This window comes from Phenylobacterium sp. T106, assembly GCF_057219735.1.
This window is the reverse complement of sequence record NZ_JBXVWA010000006.1, coordinates 256,936-283,490: the sequence shown is the minus strand read 5'-3', so window position 1 is coordinate 283,490 and position 26,555 is coordinate 256,936. Positions and strand designations below refer to the sequence as shown.

Genomic DNA, 26,555 nt, shown 5'->3' with positions numbered 1-26,555 from the left:
TCACGCGGCCGGCTCGTACCAGATGGGCGAGGACCAGGCGCGTTCCATGATGGTGGGTGCGAGCTTGGGGTTGGGGGGCGTGCCGTTGCGCAGGGCGTCCCAGGTGGACCAGCGGCAGGAGGGGTTCTCGAGCACGCGGACGTAGTAGAAGGCCCGCTGCCTCGGGTTGAACTCCGGATCCTTCCAGACGGTGCGCAGCTCGACGTCGCCCTTGAAGCGGTCGGGCTGGCAGGTCTTGAGGTCGACGCTCGCCCCGTTGTCGGGGCAGCGGCCGTTGGCGCCCACCTTCAGGCCGTCGGAGCAGGCCACGTCGAAGACCTTCTCCTTCGCCTGGCCGTTCTCGATCCAGCCCTTCACCACCTGGGCCCGCTGCAGGTAGCCGGCCCGGGGGTCGCGCACCGCCCACACCAGGAACTGCGGAGCCTTGCCCTTGGCCTCCAGCAGATCGCCACCCATGGGCACGCCGCGGGCGTAGGCCTGGCGCACGGTGTCGGTGCGGCTCAGGAGATCGGCCGGGAAGTCGTAGCTGGCGAAGAACCGCACCTTGATCCGCGGACCCGAGGTGGCGAACGTCTCCTTGCGCCGCAGCGCCGCATAGATCGCATCGCGGCTGTTCTCTTCGGCCCAGACGCCCGCCAGGCCCGAGCCGCCGCGCGCCGAGTACTGGATCGGACCCGGGCTTGGCCAGTCCGAGGCGCTCTTCGGACGCACCGAGCCGCGCTGTTCGGGCGCGCCGTCGCGCAGGCCGGAAGCGCCGGCGTAGGTCGCCTCGTCCGTGAAGCCGGGCGTCGCATTGTGATTGTCGGTCGAGCCGATGAACCCCAGCTTGAACGGGTTCACGCCCAGCTTTTCCCGCTGCAGGATGCCGTCCTGGAGCGCCCGGCGGACGTAGCTGCCCGGGAACCGCGTCACCATCTTGTTGACGGCGATGTAGCGCTCCCAGATCTCGAAGTTCGCCCACTCGTCGTTGGGCGACAGCGTGGGGTGGGTCTCGGACGTGCCCTTCGTCTGGGTGATCTCGACCAGGGGCTCGTTCCGTGCGCGCAGTTCCGCATAGGCGCGGTCGACGGGCTTGCCGTTCAGCCGGACGCTGTCGAACATGATCCCGTCCGAGCCGTTCGAATTGTGCGGGATCGCCAGGGCCTCCATGCCCTTCGCGCGCCAGGCGTCCATGGCCTGCCACAGAAGCTCGGGATCGTAGACGCTGGTGGCCGAGAACGGCGCGGCGGGGACTCGGGCGCCCTTGAAGATGACGTTGCGGTGCAGGTTGCGCCCGTCCAGCGAGGCGGTGAACTCGTAGCCCACGAAGGTCGTGAACCGACCGGGCTGGTTGTGGCGCTGGGCGGCGTCGCGGACCTCGCGCCAGCCCTCGGTGACGATCGCGGGGTCGTCGTACTCCTTGGGCATCGTGCCGTCGCGTTTGGCGCTGGTGAAGGCTTCGAAGCCCTTCTGCGCCTGGGCCGGATCCGTGGCGATGAGGTTCTGGCTGAACGGCAGCTTGCCCAGCGGATGGCCCGGCCGCGCCGCGGCGCTGACCACCGCCAAGTACTCCGCGTGGTCGGTGACGGCGGTGAAGTCCAGCGGGGCGCCCGCCAGGCGCACGGTGTAGCCCGACGGATGGCCGATCGGCTCGCCGCGCGCGAAGCGGTAGGCGTCGTCCGGGGTGCGGCGGACGTTCGAGATGTAGGCGTCGTTGGACAGGTAGGTGTGGACGTGCAGGTCGCCGAAGTAGGCGTTGCGGTCGGCGTTGTAGCCGGGCAGCCGCGCGGGGGCGGCGGCCTTGGCGGCAGGACGCGCGGTCGCAGCCGCCGCCGGCTTCGCGGCGGCCTTCGGCGGCGCCTGGCTCACGGCGACGCCCGAGGCGACGAGCACGCCAACGGCCGCCACCGCGGCGACCGGTCCGATGCGGACCCTCACGCCGAGGCTCCGGCGGGGCGCACCGGGCCTTCGCCGCCGGTGGGGACGTTGGGGAATCTGGCCACGCTTTCCTCGTACTCCCGCTGGATCCGCGCGATGGGACGGCGCACCCAGATGTTGGTGGTGTAGATGTTCCAGAGCTCCTTGGGGTCGTTCTCGAGATCGAAGACCCAGGGGCTCGGCAGTTCCTCCAGATAGGACGTGGTGACGGCCTGGCCCGAGGCGACGACCGCGCCGCGCGGCGGCTCGCGCACGGCGAAGTGCATCTTGAAGTTCTTCCACTTCACGGCCAGCAGGCGGTTGTTGTGGAAGATCATCAGGTGCTCGCGGTTGGACGCGGCCTTGCCGCCGAACAGGAAGTCGGTCTGGTCGATCGAATCCACCGCGCGGTCGGTGGGGACCCGTCCGCTCGCGCCGGCGAGGTTGGCGAAGGTGCGGTAGAAGTCCTGGATCGACACCATCTGGTTGCTGACCCGGCCCGCTTGGGCGCGGCCCGGCCAGCGGATGACGCAGGGCGTGCGGATCGCGCCCTCCCAGCCGCTGGGGAACTCGCCGCGAAACGGACCGGTGTCCGATCGCCCGCCGAAGTCCACGCCGACGCCCTGGAAGCTCTGCGGCCCGTTCTCGCTGCAGAAGATGACGATGGTGTCGTCCTTGAGGCCGGCCTTGTCGACGGCGTCGATCACGCGGCCGGCGTTGTGGTCGATCTCGACCAGGGCGTTCTGGTGGTTCGAGCGGCCCGGCTTCACGAAGTCCGGGTGGGCCAGCGGCGGCTCGTGCGGCAGGGTGAAGGGCAGGTAGAGGAAGAAGGGCCGGTCGGCCTTGGACTGGCGGCGGATGTAGGCCTCGGCCCGCTCGGTGATCTCGCGGTCGATCAGCGGCCGGGCTGCGCGGTCGTAAGTGCGCAAGGGGCGGCTCGGCTCGCCGCGGCGGCCTTCCATGATCGACTGCAGCGTGTACTCGCGGGGATCGAAGCCGGGCTGCAGCGGCCAGTTGACCTCGCCGCTGCTGCGCGGAATGCCGAACCACTCGTCGAAGCCCTGCCGGGTGGGCGCGCGCTCGTCGCTGGAGCCCAGGTGCCACTTGCCGTAGCAGGCTGTGGCGTAGCCGGCGTCCGACAGCAGCTCGGCCAGGGTGTACTCCCAGGGCGCGATCCCGTCCTTCAGCCCGCGGGACTCCACGATCGAGGTGCCGGTGCGGATGGGCATGCGGCCGGTCAGCAGGGCCGAGCGGCTGGGCGTGCACTCGGGCTCGACGTTGAAGTTGGTGAGCCGCAGGCCCTCGGCGGCCAGCGCATCGATGCGGGGCGTGGGGGCGCCGCGCAGTTCGCCGCCGCCGTAGCACCCCAGGTCCCCGTAGCCGAAGTTGTCGACCATCATGAGCACGATGTTCGGCGCCCGGGCCGCGCCGCGCCGCGCCGGCTGAGCGGCCGCGGCGCCGGCGGCGGCCGCGAGGCCTGCGGTCCCGGCCAGCAGCGCCCGGCGGGTGGTCGGCGCGGGGGACGACGGGCGTGACGGCATGGACGACTCCGGAACGACGGGACTGACGGGCGGCGGGGGGCTCAGGCCAGCGCCACGGTGAAGCTGCGGTCGAACGCCTCCAGCACGCCGGGGACGTCGTCCATCGACAGGCACAGCGGCGGCACCATCCGAAGGACGCTGCGATGCGGGCCGGATTTGGACACCACGAGGCCCTGCCTTCGCGTCTCCTCGAAGACCGCGGCGGTCTCCTCGGTGGCGGGCGCCTTGGTCTTGCGGTCCTTCACCAGCTCGACGGCCATCATCAGGCCCAGCCCGCGGACGTCGCCGATGATCGGGTGACGCGCCTGCAGGGCGACCAGGCCCGACTTCAGCGCCGCGCCCACGGCCTTGGCGTTCGCCTGCAGGCCCTCCTCCCGGATGATCTGCAGCACGGCGCGTCCGGCGGCGCAGGCGACCGGGTTGGCGCCGTAGGTGTGGAACAGGAACTTGTCGGCCATGCACTCGGCGATGTGGCGGTGGGTCACCACGGCGCCCAGCGGGATGCCGTTTCCGATGCCCTTGGCCATCACCACGATGTCAGGGACGATGCCGCTGGCCTCGAAGGCCCAATAGTTGTCCCCGGTCCGCGCGAAGCCCGACTGGACCTCGTCGATGATCATCAGGCCGCCCGCGGCGCGCACCCGCTCGGCGGCGCCGGCGATGTAGGCCGGCGGGATCTCCACGATGCCGCCGTAGCCCTGGACGCTTTCCAGGATCATCCCGGCGAGCCGCCCCGACGTGGAGCTCTCGATCGCGCGTTCGACCTCGTCGAGATAGGGCTGCAGCTCCTGGCCGAACAGGCCGCGATAGGCGTTCGGCTCGGGCAGGAAGGCGACGCCGCCCAGCTGCGGCACGTTGTGGCGGAAGCCTGCGATGCCGGTGAGCGCCTGCGCGCCGAACGTGGCGCCATGGTAGCTGGTCCGGAGCGACAGCATGTCGATCGCGCCGGTGTGGGCCCGCGCCATCAGCAGGGCGAGGTCGATGGCCTCGGCGCCGCTGTTGGTGAAGTGGACCACCCACTCGTGGCCCGCCGGCATGGTCTGGGTCAGCTCCTCCGCCAGGTGCGCCGGCGTGGGGTGGTAGAACATGGTGGTGCAGTGGGTGAGCATGGCCGCCTGGTTCTGCACCGCGGCCACCACCGCCGGATGGGCGTGACCCACCGAGATGCAGAGGTTCATGCCCAGGAGATCGACGTACTTCCGGTCGTTCTCGTCCCAGAGGTACTGCATCTGGCCGCGGCGGAAGATCAGCGGCGTCTTGTAGGGCACGAACCGCCGCTGCGAGGCCGCATAGTAGCGGTCGCGCCGGGCGACTATGCCCTCCGTAGACCAGTCCGTGGGCAGCGGGGCGAGAGCTGGGCCGGAGTCCACGGGATCGTCTCCTTGCTAGTAGGTGGCGGCGAGGTCGCTCTTGGCTTGGGTCGCGCGGACCTCGGCAATGCTGGCGGCCATGTCGGCCAGCCAGGCCTCGCGGGCCGGCGCGTGCTGCATGGCCAGCATGGTGTGCATGCCGCGCGGCTCGCTGGTGAGCCCCGGGATCCAGCCGCGGGTCTTCATCCGCTCGGCCACGGCGTAGATGTCGACGACCCTGGACCCGAAGTTGAGGATGGTGACGTCGGGCTGCGCCCAGAGCTCGAGTTCGGGGATCGCCCGGATCCCGGCCACGTAGGCGTCGGTCATCGCGGCGAGATCCCGGGCGGCTCGCTCGTAGCCCGAGGTTCCGAGGTGGTTCAGGACCGCCCAGGCGCCCGCGACCGCGCCGGCGGGGCGCGAGCCCGAGAGGGTGGCGGTCGTGTAGAGCCCGCTGGGCCAGTAGCCGAGGCGGAAGGTCGAGCGGTCCAGGTCCTCGCCGTCGCGGAAGAAGACGGTCGACGACGGCTTCGGCGCGAAGCCGAACTTGTGCAGGTCGGCCGAGATGGACCGCACGCCCCCGTTCCGGAAGTCGAACGCCGGCGTCCCTCGGCCGATGCGCTCGAAGAACGGCGCGACCCAGCCGCCGACGCAGGCGTCCACGTGCATCCAGACGTCGCGCTCGAGGGCCAGCGCGCTGATCTCGGCGATGGGGTCGATCACCCCGTGCGGGAAGCAGGGCGCCGAGCCCATCACCATGAAGGTGTTCTCGTCGATCAGCCCGCGCATCGCCTGCACGTCGCAGCGGCGGTCGTCGCGCAGGGGCGCTCGCCGGACCTCGACATCCATCAGGATCGCCGCCTTGTCGAAGGCCGGATGGCCGGTGACCGGCATCACGATGTTCAGCGGCTGGCCGGCCTTGCCCCGGCCCAGGGCGCGGTGGCGCTCCCGCGCGGCCTTGACCCCCAGGAGGATGCTCTCGGTCCCGCCGGTGGTGAAGACGCCGCGCGCCCCGTCGGGCGCGTGCAGCAGGTCGAGGCCGTAGTCGACGACATCGCGCTCCATGGCCCCGATGCCGGGGTAGGCGCGGCCCGCCCCGAGCGCGTTCTCCGAGAAGTGCTCCATGTAGGCGCGCTTGCCGACCTGGTACGCCTCGTCGTCCGCCAGGAAGAAGAAGATGGCCGTCCGCCCGCCGCGCCAGTCGGCGTCGCCCGCGGTGCGGGCGGCCATCTCGGCCTGGAGGTCCAGCCAGGACCGCCCGCCGGGAGGGAAGGCGGCGCGGGAATGCTGGGTCATGTCGTGGGTCCCTTCCCTGTCGCCGGCGTCAGAAGCGGGCCTTGAGCTCGACGCCCACCTGGCGCGGATCGTTGAGCGTGCAGCGCAGCGCCGTCGCCCCCGTCGTCGCATTGTTCAGCCCGAAGGCGGCGTTGTTGGGCTGGTTGAAGATGCCGGTGCAGAAGGTCTCGTTGGTCAGGTTCTGGCCGAACACGGCCGCTTCCCACTTCTGCTCCGGTCCGCGGATCGCGAAACGCGCGCTGAGCTGCTGGTAGCCCTTCTGGTCGGCGTCGGGATTGTTGTCGCCCGACGAGGCCAGGTTGATCTTGCTCGAGAAGGAGAGGTCCGCCCGGGCAAACCAGCTCCAGCCGTTGGCCAGGTCGCCCACATACTGGCCCGACAGCGTCCCCTGCCACTTCGGCGAGTACGGCAGCCGCTGGCCGGTGAGGTCCTGCGACCCGCCGAAGCCCGGCAGCCCGGGCGCGCCCCGGAAGTCCAGGTACTCGGAGTCGAGGTAGGTCCCGGCCAGGCTCAGCGTGAGCGGCGGGATGGGCCGGGCCGTGGTCTCGAACTCGACGCCTTGCTGGCGCGCCTTGCCGTTGTTGCGGGTCCGGAACTGGAGCCCGTCGAAGCTGCGGAACTGCAGGTCGCTGATGTCCGACCGGAAGAGCGTGACGTTGGCCACCACCCGGCGCTCGAAGAGCTCGGACTTCACGCCCAGTTCCCAGTTCTCGACCGTCTCGGCCAGGAAGCTCCGCGCGGCGGCGCCGACCGCGGCCGTGGTGCCCGGGGCGGAGTCGAAGCCGCCCGACTTGAAGCCGGTGGAGAAGCTGCCGAACACCATGATGTCGCTGTTCGGCCGGAAGGTCCCGTTCAGGCGGTAGGTGACCTTGTCCTCCTTCAGCGCCATGTCGGTGACCTCGGCGGCCTGGGCGGCGGCCGGGTTCCGCGTGATGCCCCGGTACTTCGCGGTCTTGTCGTCCTCGGAGTAGCGGATGCCGCCGGTCACCTCGAACTGCTCGGTGAGCTTGAAGCTGGCCTGGGCGTAGGCGGCCACCGACTCGGTGTCCTGGGTGAAGACGTAGTACGAGGCGCCGGTCTTGGTGTTGGCCCGGCACTGGGCCAGGCGCGCGGCGGTGGAGGTGTTGCGGATGAACACCTCGCAGTACTCGTTGGTCAGGTCGATGTTCTGACCGATGTCGTAGGCCTCCTCGTAGTAGTAGAGGCCGGTGACGAAGTTCAGGCGTCCGTCCAGCAGGGTGTCGGGCGACAGCAGCTGCAGTTCCTGCGAGTGGTTCTGGCTATCGGCGAACGTCGTGCGGCGCTGCAGTTCAAGCGGGATGTTCCCGTTCGAAGCCTGGTACTGGATGTTCTTCCAGTCGCGGTAGCCGCTGATCAGCTTGAGCTGGTAGCCGCTGGCCATGTCCCACGTCAGCTCGCTGGCGAGACCGGTCTGGTAGTCGGTCACGTCGCCCTCGGTCGACTGGCGCACCCGCCGGGAATAGGTGTCGGCCACATAGGGAAGCAGACCCGTCTGCGGCCCCGCCCCGTCGGGATCCAGCCGCGTCTGCCAGTTGGCCAGGGTCTGAGGCGTCACCGTGCGGGTGACGACGGTGATGGTGTTGTAGCCGTCGCCGCTCAGGTTCTGGTGGTCGCCGCGCAGGGTGAAGGTCAGGTCCGGGGTGATGTCCCACTGCACGGCGCCGCGGATGCTGAACCCGTCGTTGCGGCCCATGCGCTTGCCGTTGAGGTCGTTGCGGCCATACCCGTCCGCCTCATAGCCGAGCACCGACACGCGGGTCTTGACGGTCTCGCTGATGGGCAGGTCGGCCATGGCCGAGACGCGGCGGACGCCGTAGGTGCCGTAGGTCGCCGCGACCTCTGCACCCATGGTGTCGCCCGGGGGCGTGGTGCGGATCAGCACGGCGCCCATGGAGGCGTTGCGCCCGAAGAGCGTGCCCTGCGGCCCGCGCAGGACCTCCACCGATCCGATGTCGTTGAGACCGGCCAGCATCGAGCCGATGCGCGGCACATAGACTCCGTCTACGAAGGTGGCGACGCTGGGCTCGACCGCGGTGTTTCCGCTGGTGCCGATGCCGCGCATCATGATGCGGGTGTTGCTCGTGTTGGACGAGGTGGCGAGGTAGAGGCTGGGCGTGATGCGGCGAAGGTCGCGGATGTCCTGCACGCCCGCCGCTTCCAGCGTCTCGCCGCTGAACGCCGTCACCGAGATCGGCACGTCCTGGAGGTTCTCGGCGCGCTTCTGCGCGGTCACGACCACCTCTTCGACGCCCACGCCTTCGTCCTGCGCCTGTGCGGCCAGCGGCCCACAGATCGCCACGAGCGCCACGCCAAGAAACAGCTTGCCACGAGCCATGTCGTTTCCCCCTGAGCCGGCGGTGAATCCGCACTTGTTCCGACCCGGTAACAGTGCGCTCACGTTGCCCGGCTGTCAATTTATGCTACGACTTGGTTTCATATCGCATCGCCCTTTGTGCGTCGGGCGCGGGCGGCTAGACCAGATCCCTGCATCGGAGACGGAGATCGAGTTGGCAAAGGCGAGCGCCGCAGATGGCGCACGGCCCCGCAGCGGGAGGGGTTCCAAGCCGCGGGTGAACGTCCCGGAACGACGCGAGGCGTTCCTGCTGGCGGCCTGCCGCGTCTTCCTGGAGCGGGGCGTCGGCACCGCCACCATGCAGGATGTGGCCGACGCGGCCGGCGTCCCGAAGATCCTGATCTATCGGATCTTCCGCTCCAAGCAGGCGCTGCTGGACGCAATCCGCGACAGGGTGGTCGCCAAGATCCACGAGGTCTGGGCCGTGCCGGGCCACGAGTACGGCGCCCGCCTGCGCGGCATGGCCATGGCCGCCCGCGAGCAGCCCGAGCCCTTCCTGCTCGTGTTCCGCTACAGCCAGGGCGGCGTCGAAGGGCTCGACTGGCGCAAGGCGCTCGAGGACGCCATGTCGGCCTATACGCGGGAGCGCTGGTTCCAGGTCGGGCCCGACGCCCCGCCGGGCGCGGAGGCGCGCGCCGAGTACGCCTCACGGCTGAACGTCGGCCAGTTCATCGACATGATGATCCGCTGGATCGAAGGCGCGGACGGCCTCGACGACGAGGCCCGCTACCTCTGGTGCGCCCGCATCCAGCGCGAGTTCCATCTGGCGACCCGCGCCGCCTTCCAGCTCGGCACGGTGCCGATGAAGTACCACCTGCCGGGCGAAGCGGACGGCGGTTGATCCGACCTGGTAACATATTCTAGGCTCGGCTGACCCGACGCAGTCCGCGCCGGCCGCACAGGCCCCCCATGTCGCAGCCCCGCCTCAGTTCGTCTCCGCGGGCCATGGGCCTGCCGACCCTCGCCGCGGTCGGTGTGAACAGCATCATCGGCGCCGGCTTCTATCTGCTGCCGGCGCAGTACTTCGCCACCGCCGGCGCCTGGGCGCCCGTCGTGCTGCTGGTGGTGGGCGTGCTGATGTTCGCCATCGCGCTCTGCTTCGCCGAGGTCGGGAGCCGCTTCCGGGAGAACGGCGGCGCCTACCTCTATGTGCGCAGCGCCTTCGGGCCCCTCGCCGGCTTCGAGATCGGCTGGATCCTCTACGTCTCGCGGGTGATCTCCACCGCGTCGATGTTCGCCGCCCTGGTGATGCTCGTGGAGGTCACCACGGGGCGCACCCTGGGCCTCGGCGCCACGGCCGCCATGGTCGTCCCGCTGGCCACGGTCATCGCCGCGTTCTCGATCATCGGCGGCAAGGTCAACGCAGGCCTCCTGACGGCTCTGGCGATCATCAAGGTCACGCCCGTCGTCCTGCTCATCGTCCTCGCCGTCCACCGCCTGGACGTCTCGACCCTCGCCCCGACGCAGCCGCTGGGCCTGTCGGCCGCGGTCGCCGCGGCCACCATGGCGATGTTCTCGTATGCGGGCTTCGAGAACCTCGCGATCCCGGCCGGAGAGGCGCGCGACCCGCAGCGGGACGTCCCGCGCGCCCTCTTCGCCTCCCTGGCGGCCGGCGTCGTCCTGCTGGTGGGCGCCAACGCCGTGGCCATCGGACTGGTCCCGAACCTCGCCGACAGCCGCCTCGCGCTGGGCGACGCCGCGGGCGTCGTGCTCGGGCCCGCCGGCTGGTGGGCCATCGCCGCCACCGCGATCCTGGCGGTCGCAGGCAGCAACGCCGGTGCGGTGCTGGCGAATTCGCGGCTGCTGCAGGGTCTGGCCGACCAGGGCGACACCTGGGCCTGGTTCGGGACGCGGTCGGCGCGGTTCGGCACGCCCGTGGTGGCGGTGGTGATCAGCTCGGTCCTGGTCGTCGCCCTGGCCCTGACCGGCACGTTCCAGTCGCTGGTCGCCCTGGCCGTGGGCACGCGGCTGGTGGTCTACCTCAGCGTCGCCCTGGCCGCGATGCGGCTGCGGCGGGCCGAGCGCGCCGGCGCGGCTCCGCCCGCCGCCTACCGGATGCCGGCGGCGCCGCTGGTGCTGGCGGTGGTCGTCCTGGGCTGCGCCGGCATCCTGGTGCAGATGACCGCGGTCCAGGCGGTGGCGATCGTGTCCGGCCTGGCGGTGGGGCTGGTGCTCTTCCTGGCCCGCGGCCGCCCCGCTCAGGCGCCGGTCACGGACAGGCCAGCACCCGAAGGCTGACGTCGTACGTCGCCGTCTCGCCCGGCGCGAGCCAGGCCATGCCGGTGTCGACGTCCCGCGGCCAGACCGCGCCGAACGGGTCGGCGAGGTTGAACTGCGGCTCGATCACGACGAAGGCCTGATCCGGCGGCGCATAGACCTGCACAGCGCGCACCCGGGACGAGGTGGAGGCGATGCGCAGCGCCAGCCCGGCCGCGGGGTCGGCCACCTCGATGCTCAGGGGGCCAGGCTCCAGGCCGGTGAAGCCGTCGTCGAGGTAGAGATCCCCGAGCGCCCGGCCGGCGCGGAAGTCGTACGGGGTCCCGGCCACGGACAGCAGCCGCCCCGTCGGGAGCACCTCGTCGTAGTTGTTCACCTCGGCGCGGAGGTTCGCGGGAAGGCGCAGGCGGACACGGCGACGGTCGCCACCGGGGAGCCGGAAGTACGGATGCCAGCCCGCTCCGAAGGGCGTGGGCCCGGTTCCCGTGTTCCGCGCCTCGAGCCGCAGCGCGAGCTCGCCGTCGGCCAGCGACCAGCGGAACGAGAGCTCGAGCGGCCCGGGCCAGCCGGCGAGCGCGTCCAGCCGTCCGTTCACCGCACCCGGGCCGTCGCGTTCGAACGCGATCGGGCGGGCCAGGATGAGCCCGTGCATGGCGTAGGCTTCCGCGCCCGGACGCTTGCCGCCCCAGTTGCGCGGAAGCCGGACCGGCCGGCCGCCGATCGTCGTCTCGATCTCGCGGGTTTCCGCCAGGGCGCGGCCGCGGATCCGGTTGGCGAAGGGCGCGAGGATCGCGCCGCCGAAGGCGAACGCGCGGTTGCCGGCGAAGTCGTCCGGGCCGCCGTCCAGCTCGGCCGCCGCGGCGGCGGGCTCGGGCGCATGCAGCAGGTCGATGACCTCGCCGCCCGGCCGTCGCGCGCGGGCCTGGAGGAGCATGAAGCCGCGGCCGGGAAGCACCGTCGCCTCGACGATCCCAGGGCCGTCCGGCGGCCGCTCGGCCACGAGGGTCACCATCGGCGCCCCGCCGATGAGCGGCGACGGATCCATCAGCCCGGCGCGCTGCCGGCGCTCCCGGTGGCCAGTTCGGTGGCGCGCAGCTCGCGGGCCTCGTCCGCATGGCGCGCGGCCGTCTCGTGCCCGTACTCCGAGGGCGGGACCACCGGCACGGTCAGGCAGACGCTCTGGGTGGGCAGCACGGTTCCCCAGTCATGGATGAGCTGCTTGTACGAGCGCCCTACCGGCCGGATGTTGCGGTTCAGGTCGTAGAGACCCACGGGATGCACACGGTTGTTCTGCTCGCGAAGGCCCACGTCCCAGTCGATCTGGTCGGTCAGCGAGTACCAGGTGAAGCCCACCGTCGGGACGCCGTCGTTGCGGACCCGCAGGACGTTGGCCCACTCCTTCCACAGCCAGTTCACGGCCTCGTCGCCGTTCGGGCCCTCGGCGATGTTGGTCTCGGTGTGCATCACCGGCAGCCGGTAGCGCGCGTAGTACTGCCGCGTGATCTCGGAGTAGCCGAAGATCTCGCCCGAGGCGCGGGTCATCCCGTTGGCGGCGACACGGTGCTCGTTGGTCCAGTAGTAGTCGTTGCCGAGGATGCAGTGGTGACGGAGCGAGTGGCCGAGGAAGAAGTGGTACTCCGCCTTCGTCATGCCGTTGTCGAAAAGGTACTCGTACATCTCGGAGTCCACGCGATGTCCGTAGTTCAGGTCGAGGGACAGGAACCGCTTGGAGTTCTCGATCTCGGCCGGCTTGATCGCGGCCGGGTTCTCGGCGTGGAAGTACTCCGACGACTCGCTCTGGATGAAGATCGCGTCCGGCCGGACCTTCAGGATCTCGTGCATGGCCAGCACGTTGGCCTTCACGATGTGCTTCAGCGCCGTGACGAAGGTCCGGTCCGTGGTCCCCTGCTCGTTCCACCAGCCGTACTTGGCCGAGAACTGGGCGCAGATGAACATCTCGTTGACCGGCGTGTAGAGCTGGACCCACGGGAAACGCCGCGCGAAGGCGCCGGCGTAGCGGGCGAACTGCTCCGAGAAATCCGGGTTCTGGAAGTCACCGATCCAGTCGGGGACGCCGAAGTGGCAGAGATCGACGATCGGGCTGATGTCGCGCCGCCGCAGGTCGGCGAAGGTGACGTCGGCGAACTCCCAGTCGTGACGGTCGGGCCCGAGAAGGGTCGTATGCAGAGGCGGGCCGTAGCGCAGGTAGGCGAGGCCCAACTCCTCGACGAGGTCGAAGTCCTCGCGCCAGCGCGCGTAGTGGCCGCACGCCTCCATCTGGTCGATCCGAAGCCGACCGTTCTGGATCCGCGGAATCGAGTTCTCGATCCCGGTCGCAAACATGAAAGCCGAAATGACGCATCCTCCCGCTGCCCGGCGGTTCCCCCGGATACAACTCCGGCGGCGATGCGCGGTTCAGTCGGAGCCTACTCGGCGGCCATCATCAGGGACGGGGCGATCTTCCGGCAGCGGGCCAGGAGGGCCAGGCTGTCGGCCCCGTTCTGCACGTTCCGGACCCAGGCCTTGTCCCCGTTCACCGCGACGACCTCGTAGTGCGGGTGGTAGTTCTCGCCCGTCCGGACGAGATCTCCCGGGTGGATCTCCTCGTGATGCTCCCTGTCGTGGGAGATCGAGAACACGTCGGAATAGCTGGACAACGTCATGACTCTGCGGGCCCCCGCCCGGGTTGCTTGTGGGGAAGATAGTCGACTCGAAAGGTTGAACGGAACCAAAACGCGGCCGTCAGGTTGTCGCAGACGACCGCCGGTCGGGATGCGCGCGCCCTGGCGACGAACGGCCCGGCCCGAGCCGGGTCGCCACCCCCACAAGTTGCTGAAATTTCTGGATAATGTACGGCGCCGTGCGAGCCCGGACGAGCCGCTCGGTCGCGGCGCGCCGGACCCACGGGCCCTCGTTTGGCGCGGCGCGTGGCCGCAGCCGAGGGCCGCCAGGCCCGGGGCTGCGCGCAAGCGTCGCAGTCGACCGGCCGGCGCCGGGCTGACCGCCCCCGGCCGCCGGCCGGCATTCCCGGACTGCCCCTCGCGGTCTTCGCCGGGTATGGACAGAACCTGCATGCCCGCTTGGGGGTTTAGCCCCAGGGATCGAGAAGGGGACGCCAGGTGGCGGACAGGAAGCTGCGCAGCCAGAGAAGCTACGGCAAGCTGGACCGGGACGGCTTCATCCACCGCAGCTGGATCAAGGGCACGGGGCTTCCCGACCACGTCTTCGACGGCCGGCCCATCATCGGGATCTGCAACACCTGGTCCGAGCTGGTCACCTGCCAGTTCCACCTGCGCGACCTCGCCGAATACGTGAAACGCGGCGTCTGGGAGGCCGGCGGCGTGCCGATCGAGTTCCCGGCCATGAGCCTGCCCGAGACCCAGATGCGGCCCACGGCGATGCTGTTCCGCAATCTGCTGGCCATGGAGGTCGAGGAGTCGATCCGCGCCAATCCGATCGACGGCGTCGTACTGCTGGGCGGCTGCGACAAGACCACGCCGGGCCAGCTCATGGGCGCCGCCAGCGTGGACCTGCCCACCATGGTCGTCTCGTCCGGCCCGATGCTGAACGGCAAGTGGCAGGGACGCGACATCGGCTCCGGCACCGACGTCTGGCGGTTCTCCGAGGCCGTGCGGGCCGGCGAGATGACGCTGAAGGACTTCCTCTCGGCCGAGAGCTCGATGAGCCGCAGCCACGGCGTCTGCAACACCATGGGCACGGCCTCGACCATGGCGAGCCTGATGGAGGCGCTGGGCGTCTGCCTGCCGAACAACGCGGCGCTGCCGGGCGTCGACGCCCGCCGCAAGACGCTGGCGCACCTCACCGGCAACCGCATCGTCCAGCTCGTGAAGGACGACGTCCGCCTGTCGCAGATCCTGACCCGCGAGGCGTTCGAGAACGCGATCCTGATGCACGCGGCCATCGGCGGCTCGACCAACGCGGTGGTTCACCTGCTGGCGCTCGCCGGACGCGTCGGCGTGGAGCTCAGCCTCGAGGATTTCGACCGGCTGGGCCGCGAGGTCCCCCTGCTGGTCGACCTGATGCCGTCCGGCCGGTTCCTGATGGAGGACTTCTGCTACGCCGGCGGCTGTCCGGCGGTGATGCGCGAGATGGCCGGCGCCTTCCGCCGCGACGCGATGACGGTGTCCGGGCACACCCAGGGCGAGATCGCCGACGCCGCCGAGGTCTGGAACCGCGAGGTCATCGGCTCGATGGCCGAACCCGTGGGGCCCTCGTCGGGGGTCTGGGTGCTGCGCGGCAATCTCTGCCCGGACGGCGCGATCCTGAAGCCCAGCGCCGCTTCGCCCGAGCTGCTCACCCACCGCGGGCGCGCGGTCGTGTTCGAGGACATCGAGGACTACAAGGCCCGCATCGACGATCCCGATCTCAAGGTCGACGCGACGTCGATCCTGGTGCTCAAGGGCTGCGGGCCGAAGGGCTACCCGGGCATGCCCGAGGTCGGGAACATGGCGCTCCCTCCGAAGCTGCTGCAGCAGGGCGTGCGCGACATGGTGCGCATCTCGGACGCGCGCATGAGCGGCACCGCGTACGGCACGGTGATCCTGCACGTCTCGCCGGAGGCCGAGGCCGGGGGGCCCCTGGCGCTCGTCCGCACCGGCGACGAGATCGCCTTCGACGGGCCCGGCCGGACACTGGACCTTCTCGTCGATGACGCCGAACTCGCCCGCCGGCGGGAGGCCTGGGAGGCCCAGCGCCGGCCCTCGGACTTCACCCGCGGCTGGTACAAGCTCTACATCGACACCGTCCTGCAGGCGGACCAGGGCGCCGACCTCGACTTCCTGGTCGGCAAGTCGAGCGCCGACGTGACGCGCGAGTCCCATTGAGATGGACGTGGCCGCCTACCCCAGCCTGAAGGACCGCGTCGTCTTCGTGACCGGCGGCGCCTCGGGCATCGGCGCGAGCTTCGTAGAGCATTTCGCCGCCCAGGGCTGCCGGGTGGCGTTCGTCGACCTGCAGCAGGAGGCCGGCGACGCGCTGGCCGCGCAGGTCGGCGGCTGGTTCCGCCGCTGCGACGTCACCGACGCCGCGGCGCTGCAGGCGGCGATCGGCGACGCCGCCGCGGCGCTGGGTCCGGTGACGGTGCTGATCAACAACGTGGCGAACGACACCCGCCACGCGGCCGCCGACCTGACACCCGACGCGTGGCGCAAGGCGCTGGCGGTCAACCTGGACCCCGCCCTGATCGCCTCGGTGGCGGTCTATCCGATGATGAAGGCGGCGGGCGGCGGCGCGATCGTCAACGTCAGCTCGATCAACGCCCTCTGGGGCCCGGCGGGCATGTCGGCTTACGTGGCCGCGAAGGGCGCGATCAACAGCCTCAGCAAGGGCCTCGCCCGCGAGTGGGGGCCGGACCGGATCCGCGTCAACGCGCTGTCGCCCGGCTGGGTGGTCACCGAGCGCCAGCTCGAGCTGTGGCTGACCCCGCAGGCCGAGGCCGCCTGGGCCGACCAGGTGGCGCTGAAGGACCGGATCCTGCCGCAGGACATCGCCCGCGCCGCCCTGTTCCTGGCCTCGGACGAGAGCCGCATGATGACCGGCCAGAACCTGGTCGTCGACGCGGGCCGGGTCTGATGGCGGAACCCGCACTCCTCGCCTGCGACTGGGGGACCACCAATCTGCGGGCCTGGACGCTGGATGCGTCGGGCGGCGTCCTCGTCGACCGGGACCTCCCGCTTGGAGTCTCGCGGCTCGCGGCCGGCGAGGCGCCGCGGGTGTTTGCCGAACAGGTTCGCCCCGCCCTCGGCGCCGAGGGCCTTCCGGCGGTCCTTTGCGGGATGGTCGGGTCAAATCTGGGCTGGACGACCGTGCCCTATCGCGACTGTCCGGCCACCCTCGCCGACCTCGCTTCGGCCATGACGGAAGCCCCCGGCTCGCCCGACGTGCGGATCGTGCCCGGGGTGCGATCGCGCGGGTTCGACGGCCAGGGCGACGTGATGCGGGGCGAGGAAACCCAGCTGTTCGGCTGGCTCGCGCAGCACCCGGACCACGCGCGCGGCCGCCGCCTGGTCTGCCATCCGGGCACGCATACCAAGTGGATGGTCGTGGAGGAGGGGCGCCTGTCCGACTTCGTCACCGCCATGACGGGCGAGCTGTTCGCGGTGCTGTCGAAGCACAGCGTGCTCAAGAGCGACGCGCCGCCGGACGACAGCGGGGCGTTCGACGCCGGCCTCGCGGCCGCCGGCGACGGCGACGCGCTGGCCGCCCGGCTCTTCACCGTGCGCGCCCGGGTCGTGGGGGGCCGCGCGGCGCCCGAGACCTCGTCCAGCTACCTGTCCGGTCTGCTGATCGGCGCCGACGTGGCGGCCACGCCGCAGCTCCTGGGCGCGGGCGCCGGCGGACTCGCGGACGAGGTCGTCCTGCTGGGCGACGCCCGGCTTTGCGCCCTCTACGCCCGCGCCCTGCAGGCGCGCGGCGTCGCGACCCGCGCCTTCGACGGCGAGGCCGCCGCGGTGGCCGGGCTCAGGGCGCTTCATCTGGCAGGGAGATCGCCTTGAGGCTCGAGGACGCGCTGGCAGCCTGCCCGGTCGTGGCGATCCTTCGCGGCGTGACGCCCGACGAGGCCTCGGCGCACGCCGAGGCCCTCTTCCAGGCCGGCGTCCGGGCCGTCGAGGTCCCCCTGAACTCCCCGCAGCCCCTGGAGAGCGTCCGGCGCATCGCCGAGGCGTTCGCGGGCCGGATGGCGGTCGGCGCCGGGACCGTGCTGTCGCCCGCGCAGGTGGACGAGGTCGCCGCGGCCGGCGGCCGCATCGTCGTCTCGCCGAACACACGGCCCGACGTGATCCGCCGGACACTGGATCTGGGCCTCGAACCCGTGCCCGGTTTCGCCACCGCCACCGAGGCCTTCGACGCCTACGAGGCCGGCGCGCGCCGGTTGAAGCTGTTCCCGGCCGCGACTTACGGGACCACGCACCTTCGCCAGTTGCGCGCCGTGCTGCCCGCGGACGCCGACGTCTGGGCGGTGGGCGGCGTGGGGCCCGACGCCATGGCGGCGTGGTGGGAGGCCGGCGCCCGGGGCTTCGGCCTGGGCGGGGAGCTCTACCGCCCGGGCCAGGACGCGGCGCAGACGAGAGAGAAGGCCCAGCGCGTCGTCGAGGCCGCCCGCGCCCTCGGCTGAACGATCGCGCGGTTCACGTGTTCTCCCTGCCCCCACGGAGGACCGCGCATGAACAGCCTGGCCAAGTTCGAGATCACGCCCCGAGACGGCGACTTCCTGCTGCGGTTCGAGGACGACGAGGGCGGCGCGGTCTCGCTGACGCTGACCGCCGAGCAGCTCGATGCCCTGATCGATGCGGCCGACGAGCTGCTCGACGAGGACGACACCGCGTTCGAGGCGGACGAGGACGACGACTCCGGGGTCCCCGGCGCGAGAAACTGAGGCTCAGCGCAGGCGCGCGGCGGGCGCGCCGCCGCGACGCTCGAGCGCTTCCTCCGCATGGATCAGTCCGCACTCGCCGACCCGCTGGGCGTAGCGGCGGATGGCGTCGTCGAGCGAAGGCAGCACCTCGCCGCGCTCCGTCGCCAGCGCCACGGCCGGCGGCCGGGCGGCGGCCCAGCCGAACGTCGCATGCGGGACGCCGACCACGAGCCGCTCGTCGAGGTCGAGCGCGCGCGCCAGCCGGCCGGCGAACTCCGCCCAGGTGACCGCGCCGCCGTTGGCGAGGTGCCGGATCCCCGTGTCCCCGTCGATCAGCAGGTTCAGGCTGGCCTCCACGAGGTGCGGCACATAGGTCGGCGAGACCACGAGGTCGTCCGCCGCCTGGAAGCGCTCGCCGTTCATCAGCGTCAGCCGCACGTGGTGGGCGAAGTTGTAGGCGTCGTGCGGCGAGAAGAACGCCGACGTCCGCAGCACGAGGGCCGTATCGCAGGCCTCCATGACGCCCCGCTCGGCCTCGGCCTTGCTGGCGCCGTAGACGTTGAGCGGCGACGGCGCGTCGGCTTCCACGTACGCCTCGCCCTTCCGGCCGTCGAAGACGAGGTCGCTGGAGTAGGTCACGTAGCGGAGACCGCGCCGGGCGCAGGCGCGCGCCAGGTCGATCGCGCCCCTCGCGTTGGCGGCGAAGCACGCGTCCCGCATCGTCTCGGCCTCGTCCACGCGGACCCAGCCGGCGGCGTTGATCACGCCCCAGGCGCCCGTGTCGTCGAGCCGGCGGGCGATGGCGTCCGGGTTCTCCAGGTCGAGTTCGCGCCGGTTGGTGAGGTGATAGGTGATGCCGCGCAGTTCGCAGGCGTGCGCCAGAGCCTGTCCCAGGGTGCCTGTGGCGCCGGCGATCAGGAGAGGCCGCCCGTCGCCGGGACCGGAGCGCCATTCGCGCCGGGGCTCGGCGCCGTCGGGGGTGCGGATCACGGGCCTGTACTCCAGCCGGACGTCACGCCGCCACCAGCCGGGGCCGGTGGTGGCCGGATGCGGCGCCCCGCCCTGTCTTGCGAGGCGCTTCAGTTCCTGGGCGACGGCGGTGGGCCTCGGCACGCCGCCACGCACGTCGAAGGCGCCGACCTCATAGGCCCCGTCGGCGCGGGTCAGCAGGCTCTGCCAGTCGTGCGAGCCCAGAAGGGCCCAGGCCGTCACGGCGCGCACGTCCACGCCGCGGGCTCTCAGCCGTTCGGCGATGTCCCAGGCCTCGCGCACCCAGCGAACCTGTTCCTCGCGCGTGCAGCCGTTGTGGCTCTCGGTCACCGCGAGCGGCAGGCCGTAGCGCGCGAAGGCTTCCTCCAGCGCGCCCTCCAGACCGCCAGGCGCGGGACTCGCGACACGGATCGCTTCCACGTCGGCGAAGGCCATCCACTCGTTTCCGCCCCGGACAGCCGGCGGATAGTCCTGGACGCGGTGATCCAGGAACCGGTCGCTCGTGAGGTAGTGGTTCACCCCGACGACGTCCGGCGCGCACGGGCGCTCCGCGAGGTCCGCGAGCCGGTCGCCCAACCCGAACGCCGCCAGCCGCCCGTGCAGGAAGTGGCCGGGCGTGACCCGCCCGCAGAGCAGGTCCCAGGTCATCCAGCGGCGGGCGTTGTCGTAGGCCACCTGGTGGCCCACCGGCCGGGTGCCGTAGGTGCGACCGAGGTCTTCGGTCTGGATCAGCCGCGCCGCAGGATTGACCGCCCGGATTTCGCCCATGGCGAGGCAGGTCGCCTCGATCTGGTTCAGCAGCGCCGTCCAGAACGCCGTCTCGTCGCGCACGTGCGGATACCAGAGCCCATACAGGGCCGCGAAGCGCGCGGTGGTCAAAGGCTCGTTGATCGGCGTCCAGTCGTCGACCCAGGGGTACCGCTCCGCGGCGGCCCGGGCGTAGCGGGCGAAGCGGGCCGGAAAGTCGGGGTCGAGCAGGCTTGTCCCCGGCGGTCCGCTGCCGTGGTGGAGCAGGCCCACGATGGGGCGCAGGCCCAGGGCGCGGATGCGGTCGAGCCGCGCGTCGGACCAGCTCCAGTCGGCCGCCGCATCGACGTTCGCGCACGCGCGTTCCCACAGGACCGGGTACCGGAGCGCCTTCACCCCGAGGTCCGCGAATCGGTCGAGGTCTCCGAGGCGGGTCTCATGCCCGGAGCGGAGCGTCTGGTCGAAATAGACCTCGCCCACGCGATTGACGGTGCACTCGTGCCCGCCCCACAGCTCCAGCATCACGCGGCATCCCTGGCGATCTAAGCCAATGCCGCACCAGCGATTTTGTTCCGGGGGTCCGCGTTCGGGGTCACGGGAACGAGACGCCCTCCCCGGCCATTTACCAATCCATGGATCGGGGATCGCGGCATGTCGTCCTTGGCGCCGGGGGCGCGGCTTACATCGACGTGCAAACGGCGAGACCGTTGTACGAGCGGGGCCATCAGCCTGTCGTCTACGACAACCTGAGCTCGGGTTTCCGGGACGCGGTTCGCTGGGGCCCCTTCGTCCATGGCGACACCCGCGACCGTGCGCGGCTGACCGCCGCCATCGACGTCCATGGCGTCACTGCCGTCGTCCACTTCGCAGCTCGGGCGCTCGGTCGCGCGGCCGGACCTCCGGGCTCCACTCGTCGCGGACGCGGCAGAGTGAGCCGGCTCCCCATTCGCTTCACGCCCGCCTCCGGCGGGCGTTGCTCGTTTCCGCGTCCCAAACTCAGGAAAACCTCGTGATCGCGTCCCGCCGAAACCTCCTGGTCTGCTTCTCTCATCTTCGGTGGGATTTTGTTTTCCAGCGCCCGCAGCACCTGATGACGCGCTTCGCGCGCGATCGGCAGGTCATCTTCTGGGAAGAGCCGCTGCCCTCGGCCCCCGGTTCACCGCCATCGCTCGACGCCCGGGTCTGCGCCCAGAGCGGCGTCACGGTCGCCACCCCGCGCCTGCCGGACGACCTGCAGGGCCCTGCCCGGGAAGCCGCCCTCAAGGCCCTGCTGGACCAGGCCCTGCCCGCCGAGCACCAGCTGGTCCGCTGGTACTACACGCCCATGATGCTGCCGTTCTCGCGGCACCTGTCGTCCGCCTGCACCGTCTACGACTGCATGGACGAGCTCGCGAACTTCAAGTTCGCCCCGCCCGAGCTCGTGACCCTGGAGCAGGAACTGCTGTCGCTGGCCGACGTGGTGTTCACCGGTGGCTACAGCCTGTGGGAAGCCAAGCGCGACCGACATCCGAACATCCATCCCTTCCCCTCGAGCGTCGACCGCCAGCACTTCGCGCAGGCCCGCAAGGGCGACCACTCGCCCGAGGACCAGGCCGCCATTCCGGGGCCGCGCCTGGGCTTCTACGGGGTCGTCGACGAGCGGATGGACCTCGACCTCCTGGCCGCCGTCGCCGACGCGCGGCCCGACTGGCAGCTGGTGATGGTGGGACCGGTCGTGAAGATCGACCCCGACACCCTGCCGCGCCGTCCCAACCTCCACTTCCTGGGCGGCAAGACCTACGCCGAGCTGCCGGCCTACCTGTCGGGCTGGGACGTGGCGCTGATGCCCTTCGCCGTGAACGAGGCCACGCGCTTCATCAGCCCCACCAAGACGCCCGAGTACCTTTCCGGCGGCCGCCCGGTGGTCTCGACCCCCATCACGGACGTGATCCGGCACTACGGAGAGCTGGAGGCCGTGAGGATCGCCGACACGGCGCCGGCGTTCGTGGAGGCCTGCGAGGTCGCGCTGCGGCTGGCCCGCCAGCCCGGCCCCTGGCTGGACGCCGCGGACACGGCCCTCGCCGCCATGTCCTGGGAGCACACCTTCGAGGCCATGTCCGCCGAGATCGCCAAGGTGCTCTCGGCGCACGCCGCCGCCGCCCGGGTCATGCTCGGCGCGCCGGTCGCGCGCCCGTCCGACCGCAGGCGCCCCTTCGACTACCTGATCGTCGGCGCGGGTTACGCGGGATCCGTGCTGGCCGAGCGCCTCAGTTCCCAGCTCGGCAAGCGGGTGCTGCTGGTGGACCGGCGCCCGCACATCGGCGGCAACGCCTACGACGAGAAGGACGCCGCGGGCGTGCTCATGCACCGCTACGGCCCGCACATCTTCCACACCAACTCCGAGGAAGTGTTCGGCTACCTGTCCCAGTTCACCGGCTGGCGCCCGTACGAGCACCGCGTCCTGGCCCAGGTTGGGGACCAGCAGGTGCCCATCCCCATCAACCGGACGACGCTGAACGCCCTCTATGGCCTGCAGCTCGCCACCGACGCCGAGGCCGAGGCCTACCTCAAGAGCCGCGCCGAGCCGGTGGAGCGGATCCGCACCTCCGAGGACGTGGTGATCAGTCAGGTCGGGCGCGAGCTCTACGAGACCTTCTTCCGCGGCTACACCCGCAAGCAGTGGGGCATGGACCCGTCCGAGCTCGACAAGTCGGTCACCGCCCGGGTGCCGACACGCGTCAACACCGACGACCGCTACTTCACCGACAGGTTCCAGGCCATGCCGGCCGAGGGCTACACGCGCATGTTCGAGAACATGCTGGACCGGCCCGGCGTCACGATCCAGACCGGCGTGGAGTTCGAGGACGTGCGCGACGAGGCCGTGTTCGACCGGCTGATCTTCACCGGTCCGATCGACGAGTACTTCGACCACCGCTACGGGAAGCTGCCCTACCGCAGCCTCGCCTTCCGGCACGAAACGCTCGAGCAGGAGCAGTTCCAGGCGGTCGGCACGGTGAACCATCCCGACGAGTCGACGCCCTACACGCGGATCAGCGAATACAAGCACATGACGGGGCAGGTCTCGCCGCGCACCACGATCACCTACGAGTACCCGCGCGCCGACGGCGACCCCTACTATCCGGTCCCGCGGCCCGAGAACCAGGCGCTCTTCAAGAAGTACGAGGCGCTCGCCCAGCGGACCCCCGAGGTCCTGTTCGTGGGTCGCCTGGCCACCTACCGCTACTACAACATGGACCAGGTGACCGGCCAGGCGCTGGCCACCTTCCGCCGCATCGCCCAGGCGGCCGGCCGCACGGTGGAGCCCACCGTCGCCACCGAAGCCCCCACGCTCACGCGCACGGCCTAGAAGCGACCCGGCCGCCTGCCTCCGCAGGCGCGCCGGCTCTTCCAGCACCGGCGTTCAGAGCCCTGCGAGGAGGGCCGTGCGGACCAGTTCGGAGAGCGTGGTCACGTTCAGCTTGAGCATCAGGTTCGCCCGGTGCACCTCCACGGTCCGGGGGCTGATCCCGAACTGGCGGCCGATCACCTTGTTCGTGTGCCCGGCGACCACGCTCTTCAGCACCTCCACCTCGCGGGGGGTGAGCTTCGCCACCAGGTCCTTGTAGGGCTGCGCATCCGCCTCCCCGTTCAGGCTCACGCCGCGCCGCGCCGCGCCCAGGGCCGCCAGCAGGACCTCGTTGCTGAACGGCTTCTCGATGAAGTCGGCCGCGCCCAGCTTCATCGCCTCGACCGCGAGGGGCACGTCGCCGTGGCCGGTCATCACCACCACCGGGAACGTAACGCCCTGGGCCCTCATCCGGCGCAGAAGCTCAAGGCCGTCCATGTCCGGCATCCGGACGTCGGTCAGCAGGCATCCTCGCCCAAGGTCCTTCGCGTCCGCCAGGAAGTCTGCGGCGCTGTCATAGGTCCGCACCAGGAAGCCCGCGGCCCGCAGCATGAAGTTCAGCGACTTCCGGACGGCTTCGTCGTCGTCGACGACGTAGATCTCGAGCCGGTCAGGCAAGACTGGCCTCCTCGATGTCGCGCGTCGGCATCGCGCGGAGCGTGAAGTTGAAGATCGTGCCGCCCGCCGGATTGGACTCGACCCAGATCCGGCCGCCGTGGGCTTCCACGATCGTGCGCGAGATGGAAAGCCCCACGCCCATACCGTCGCGCTTGGTGGTCATGAATGGCTGGAAGAGGTGCTCGGCGATCTCCGGGCTGATGCCGGGCCCGGTGTCCTTGACGATGATCTGCACCATCTCGTCCGGCGCGTCCCTGGCGCCCACGGTCAGTTCGCGGCGCTCGGCCTCCGCCATCGCTTCCACGGCGTTGCGGATCAGATTGAGCAGCACCTGCTGGATCTGCACCCGGTCCACCAGCACGAACTTCGCCGCGGCAGCGACGTCGTAGCGGAGGCGGACGCCGCGATCCTTGGCGCCCACCATCGCCAGGGCGCCGGCTTCCTCAAGCAGCTGCGACAGGTTCTCGATGGAATGCTCGGTCTCGCCCTTGGCCACGAATTCCCGCAGCCGGCGGATGATCGAGCCTGCCCGCAGCATCTGCTCGCGCGCGTCGCTCAGGGCCTCGTGCGCAAGGTCCCGGTCGAACTCGGGCTGGTCCAGGAGAAGCATGGCGCCCTGGATGTAGTTGGTCGTGGCGGCGAGCGGCTGGTTGAGCTCGTGCGCGAGGGCCGAGGCCATCTCGCCCATGGCCGACAGCCGGCTGACGTGGGCCAGCTCCGCCTGCACGTCCTGGAAGCGGCGCTCGGCGGCCTGGCGCTCGGTGAGGTCCCGGACGAAGCCCGTGAAGAACCGGACGCGACCGGTGCGCATCTCGCCGACGGCGAGCTCCATCGGGAACGTGGATCCGTCCTTGCGCTCGCCGACCACCACGCGCCCCACCCCGATGATGCGCCGCTCGCCCGTGGCCAGGTAGCGGCTGAGGTAGCCGTCGTGCCCGCCGCGGTAGGGCTCCGGCATCAGGCGGTTGACGTTGACCCCGTCCATTTCGGCGGCGGTCCAGCCGAACAGCCGCTCGGCGGCGGCGCTGAAGGACTGAATGGCGCCGCGCTCGTCGATGACGATCATGGCGTCGGGGATGGAGGCCAGGATCGAGCTCAGGTGCGCCTCGCGCATCTCCAGGTGCGCGATGGTGTTGGCGAGCTCCGCGCGCGTGGCGAAGGTGTCGGTGATCTCGGTGCTGACGCCGCCGACGCCCACCACCTCGCCCTCGGCGTTGCGCAGCGGGAACTTAGTGACCCGGTAGAAGCGGTCGATCCCGTCGGGCGTGGTCCATTCGAGCTCCGACCGATGCTCCTCCCCGGTCGCGAGCACCCGCAGGTCCGCTTCGATCTCCTGGGGGTTGAAGTCGTTGGTGATCTCCTCACTGGTCCGGCCGACCGTCTCCTCCCAGCTCTTCCCCAGGACCTGCAGCGCCGCCGCGTTCGCGTAGATCACGCGGCGATCGCGGTCCTTGGCGTAGATGAGGTCCGGCGTCGCCGCGCCGATCCCGGCCAGGAGTTCCGCGTTGTTGCGCGCGTCGCGCGCCGCGGCCGCCAGTTCGGCTTCGACCGCCCGGCGGCGCCATATGAGGGCCGTCGTGGCCATGCCGCCCGCCACGAAGCCCGCCCCCATGGCGGCAATGGCGCTGTAGAGGGCCCACTCCCGCCGCGCCTCCGAGCCGGCCCGTGCGGCCATGATGCGCCGCCGCTCTTCACGCCGGAACTGGACCACCGTCGCTTCGGCCGCGGCGATCGCGGCCTGGGACGCCAGGAAGCCCTCGATGGCCAGGACGGTCCGCACGCGCGCAAGCCGGGACCTCTGTTGCGGATCGCCCCCCACCACTCGCTCCAGCGTCGACAATCGCGCCGCAGCGGTCTGACGCGCGCGCGCGTACGCTTCGGTCGACGCTGCGCCTTCCTCGACCCGGCCGCTCTCCGCGTGAAGGGCGGCCAGCGACAGAGCCAGCTCGTCGGACAGGCCGATCCGCTCGAACGAGCCTGCGATCTCGCGGGCGATGACTTGATCCGTGTGCGCGGCCTGAAACACCCCAAGCCCCGCAGCCGCCACCAATCCCAGCGACGCTGTGATGAGGACGCCCGGCACGAAACGTCGAATTGCTGCGCGGGTCATGGTGTGACGCTCAGGACGACTCACGCTTGGGGTACATGAGGCGACACGACAGGGGGCATGAAAGCCTAGCCGACCTGTTGCGGCGTTGGGAAGCCGCCGTCGCGATCTACGGGTTTCTACGTACGCAACCGCCTCAACTGTGCGCCCGGAGCGCGCGGTGTTAGCGGTGCTGCGGCCTCCTTCTGGCCCAGTACTCCATGTCCACCGGAACGGTCGATGCCTCGCCTCGCTGCCGCCCGTCCGCTCGTCCTCCTCGTGGAAGACGACATCGCCGTGCGCGAAGCCCTGCGCTTCGGCCTGCGCGTGCGCGGCTGTGAAGTCGAGCTGGCGAGCAGCACGGACGACCTCCTCGCACACGTCGCGGCGCGTGCGCCCGCGGTCCTCATCGTGGACGCCAACATGAGGGGGGCGTCGACCATCGACGTGGTGGAGGCGCTGCGGCGACAGGGTGACCCGCTGCCCATCATCCTGATGGCGACGCTGCCGCCGCGACAGCTCAGGCGGCGGGCGAACCGCGCGGCCGCCCTGCTCCTGGAGAAGCCCGTGCTGGGCGACCGTCTGGCCCAGGCCGTCTCGGATCTGCTGGCGCGCAACCAAGGGTCGGAATTGCCGTAAGTAATTGTCCCAGGGTGAAGTTTTCCACCCGCTATGACTTTC

General features: G+C 70.8%; 21 protein-coding genes. 10 read left to right on the top strand and 11 right to left on the bottom strand.

Annotated features, from left to right (window positions below; genetic code table 11):
• From AC2D8W_RS15725 to AC2D8W_RS15705, 5 genes are read right to left on the bottom strand one after another with little or no spacing between them, the layout of a single operon-like run.
• A complete protein-coding gene (locus AC2D8W_RS15725; RefSeq protein ID WP_484672320.1) occupies window positions 1-1,917 on the bottom strand; it encodes a DUF3604 domain-containing protein in 1,917 nt (638 codons plus the stop codon).
• On the bottom strand, window positions 1,914-3,437 hold the full coding sequence (locus tag AC2D8W_RS15720) for an arylsulfatase (RefSeq protein ID WP_484672319.1): 1,524 nt from the start codon (window positions 3,435-3,437) through the stop codon (window positions 1,914-1,916). The genes AC2D8W_RS15725 and AC2D8W_RS15720 overlap by 4 nt, the downstream gene beginning before the upstream one ends.
• 41 nt (window positions 3,438-3,478) lie before the next feature.
• Window positions 3,479-4,807: an aspartate aminotransferase family protein gene (locus AC2D8W_RS15715; RefSeq protein ID WP_484672318.1), complete on the bottom strand. Its 1,329-nt coding sequence runs from the start codon at window positions 4,805-4,807 to the stop codon at window positions 3,479-3,481.
• 15 nt (window positions 4,808-4,822) lie between these two features.
• A complete protein-coding gene (locus tag AC2D8W_RS15710) occupies window positions 4,823-6,082 on the bottom strand; it encodes a pyridoxal phosphate-dependent decarboxylase family protein (protein ID WP_484672317.1) in 1,260 nt (419 codons plus the stop codon).
• 28 nt (window positions 6,083-6,110) lie between these two features.
• Window positions 6,111-8,438 carry a TonB-dependent receptor gene (locus tag AC2D8W_RS15705; RefSeq protein WP_484672316.1) on the bottom strand — a complete coding sequence of 776 codons (2,328 nt, stop codon included), beginning with the start codon at window positions 8,436-8,438 and terminating at the stop codon, window positions 6,111-6,113.
• 235 nt (window positions 8,439-8,673) lie between these two features.
• Between AC2D8W_RS15705 and AC2D8W_RS15700 the strand changes: the two genes are divergently transcribed.
• Together AC2D8W_RS15700 and AC2D8W_RS15695 are read left to right on the top strand one after the other, a co-directional pair.
• Window positions 8,674-9,297 (top strand): TetR/AcrR family transcriptional regulator, encoded by a 624-nt coding sequence (locus AC2D8W_RS15700; RefSeq protein ID WP_484672315.1) that lies wholly within the window; start codon window positions 8,674-8,676, stop codon window positions 9,295-9,297.
• 68 nt (window positions 9,298-9,365) lie between these two features.
• The gene (locus AC2D8W_RS15695) at window positions 9,366-10,694 is read left to right on the top strand and encodes an APC family permease (protein WP_484672314.1); all 1,329 of its coding nucleotides are present in this window, start codon (window positions 9,366-9,368) and stop codon (window positions 10,692-10,694) included.
• Here AC2D8W_RS15695 and AC2D8W_RS15690 read toward each other — a convergent pair.
• The 3 genes from AC2D8W_RS15690 to AC2D8W_RS15680 all read right to left on the bottom strand — a co-directional run bounded on the left by AC2D8W_RS15690 (window position 10,666) and on the right by AC2D8W_RS15680 (window position 13,336).
• Window positions 10,666-11,718, bottom strand: coding sequence for an aldose epimerase family protein (locus AC2D8W_RS15690; RefSeq protein WP_484672313.1), 1,053 nt, complete (start codon window positions 11,716-11,718; stop codon window positions 10,666-10,668). The two genes, AC2D8W_RS15695 and AC2D8W_RS15690, sit on opposite strands and share 29 nt — an antisense overlap.
• Window positions 11,718-13,016 carry a family 1 glycosylhydrolase gene (locus AC2D8W_RS15685; protein ID WP_484672312.1) on the bottom strand — a complete coding sequence of 433 codons (1,299 nt, stop codon included), beginning with the start codon at window positions 13,014-13,016 and terminating at the stop codon, window positions 11,718-11,720. The genes AC2D8W_RS15690 and AC2D8W_RS15685 overlap by 1 nt, the downstream gene beginning before the upstream one ends.
• 83 nt (window positions 13,017-13,099) lie before the next feature.
• Window positions 13,100-13,336 (bottom strand): hypothetical protein, encoded by a 237-nt coding sequence (locus AC2D8W_RS15680; RefSeq protein WP_484672311.1) that lies wholly within the window; start codon window positions 13,334-13,336, stop codon window positions 13,100-13,102.
• Between the two features lie 456 nt (window positions 13,337-13,792).
• Here AC2D8W_RS15680 and AC2D8W_RS15675 point away from each other — a divergent pair, with 456 nt between their 5' ends.
• From AC2D8W_RS15675 to AC2D8W_RS15655, 5 genes are read left to right on the top strand one after another with little or no spacing between them, the layout of a single operon-like run.
• Window positions 13,793-15,517 (top strand): IlvD/Edd family dehydratase, encoded by a 1,725-nt coding sequence (locus tag AC2D8W_RS15675; protein WP_484672310.1) that lies wholly within the window; start codon window positions 13,793-13,795, stop codon window positions 15,515-15,517.
• Between the two features lie 7 nt (window positions 15,518-15,524).
• Window positions 15,525-16,265: an SDR family NAD(P)-dependent oxidoreductase gene (locus AC2D8W_RS15670; RefSeq protein ID WP_484672309.1), complete on the top strand. Its 741-nt coding sequence runs from the start codon at window positions 15,525-15,527 to the stop codon at window positions 16,263-16,265.
• Window positions 16,265-17,188 carry a 2-dehydro-3-deoxygalactonokinase gene (locus tag AC2D8W_RS15665; protein ID WP_484672308.1) on the top strand — a complete coding sequence of 308 codons (924 nt, stop codon included), beginning with the start codon at window positions 16,265-16,267 and terminating at the stop codon, window positions 17,186-17,188. The genes AC2D8W_RS15670 and AC2D8W_RS15665 overlap by 1 nt, the downstream gene beginning before the upstream one ends.
• On the top strand, window positions 17,185-17,808 hold the full coding sequence (locus AC2D8W_RS15660) for a 2-dehydro-3-deoxy-6-phosphogalactonate aldolase (protein ID WP_484672307.1): 624 nt from the start codon (window positions 17,185-17,187) through the stop codon (window positions 17,806-17,808). The genes AC2D8W_RS15665 and AC2D8W_RS15660 overlap by 4 nt, the downstream gene beginning before the upstream one ends.
• 48 nt (window positions 17,809-17,856) lie before the next feature.
• The gene (locus AC2D8W_RS15655; RefSeq protein WP_293485611.1) at window positions 17,857-18,069 is read left to right on the top strand and encodes a hypothetical protein; all 213 of its coding nucleotides are present in this window, start codon (window positions 17,857-17,859) and stop codon (window positions 18,067-18,069) included.
• A 3-nt stretch (window positions 18,070-18,072) separates the two neighbouring features.
• Here the strand turns inward: AC2D8W_RS15655 and AC2D8W_RS15650 are convergent, their stop codons facing one another.
• On the bottom strand, window positions 18,073-20,307 hold the full coding sequence (locus AC2D8W_RS15650; RefSeq protein WP_484672306.1) for a sugar nucleotide-binding protein: 2,235 nt from the start codon (window positions 20,305-20,307) through the stop codon (window positions 18,073-18,075).
• A 110-nt stretch (window positions 20,308-20,417) separates the two neighbouring features.
• Here AC2D8W_RS15650 and AC2D8W_RS15645 point away from each other — a divergent pair, with 110 nt between their 5' ends.
• On the top strand, window positions 20,418-20,798 hold the full coding sequence (locus tag AC2D8W_RS15645; RefSeq protein WP_484672305.1) for an NAD-dependent epimerase/dehydratase family protein: 381 nt from the start codon (window positions 20,418-20,420) through the stop codon (window positions 20,796-20,798).
• A 77-nt stretch (window positions 20,799-20,875) separates the two neighbouring features.
• Window positions 20,876-23,131 (top strand): UDP-galactopyranose mutase, encoded by a 2,256-nt coding sequence (glf, locus tag AC2D8W_RS15640; protein ID WP_484672304.1) that lies wholly within the window; start codon window positions 20,876-20,878, stop codon window positions 23,129-23,131.
• A 54-nt stretch (window positions 23,132-23,185) separates the two neighbouring features.
• Here glf and fixJ read toward each other — a convergent pair whose 3' ends face one another.
• Both fixJ and AC2D8W_RS15630 read right to left on the bottom strand, forming a co-directional pair.
• Window positions 23,186-23,788, bottom strand: coding sequence for a response regulator FixJ (fixJ, locus tag AC2D8W_RS15635; RefSeq protein ID WP_484672303.1), 603 nt, complete (start codon window positions 23,786-23,788; stop codon window positions 23,186-23,188).
• A complete protein-coding gene (locus AC2D8W_RS15630) occupies window positions 23,781-25,898 on the bottom strand; it encodes a PAS domain S-box protein (protein WP_484672302.1) in 2,118 nt (705 codons plus the stop codon). The genes fixJ and AC2D8W_RS15630 overlap by 8 nt, the downstream gene beginning before the upstream one ends.
• 216 nt (window positions 25,899-26,114) lie before the next feature.
• On the opposite strand from AC2D8W_RS15630, the gene AC2D8W_RS15625 reads away from it, so the two are divergent.
• On the top strand, window positions 26,115-26,513 hold the full coding sequence (locus AC2D8W_RS15625; protein ID WP_484672301.1) for a response regulator: 399 nt from the start codon (window positions 26,115-26,117) through the stop codon (window positions 26,511-26,513).
• Window positions 26,514-26,555: the final 42 nt, after the last annotated feature.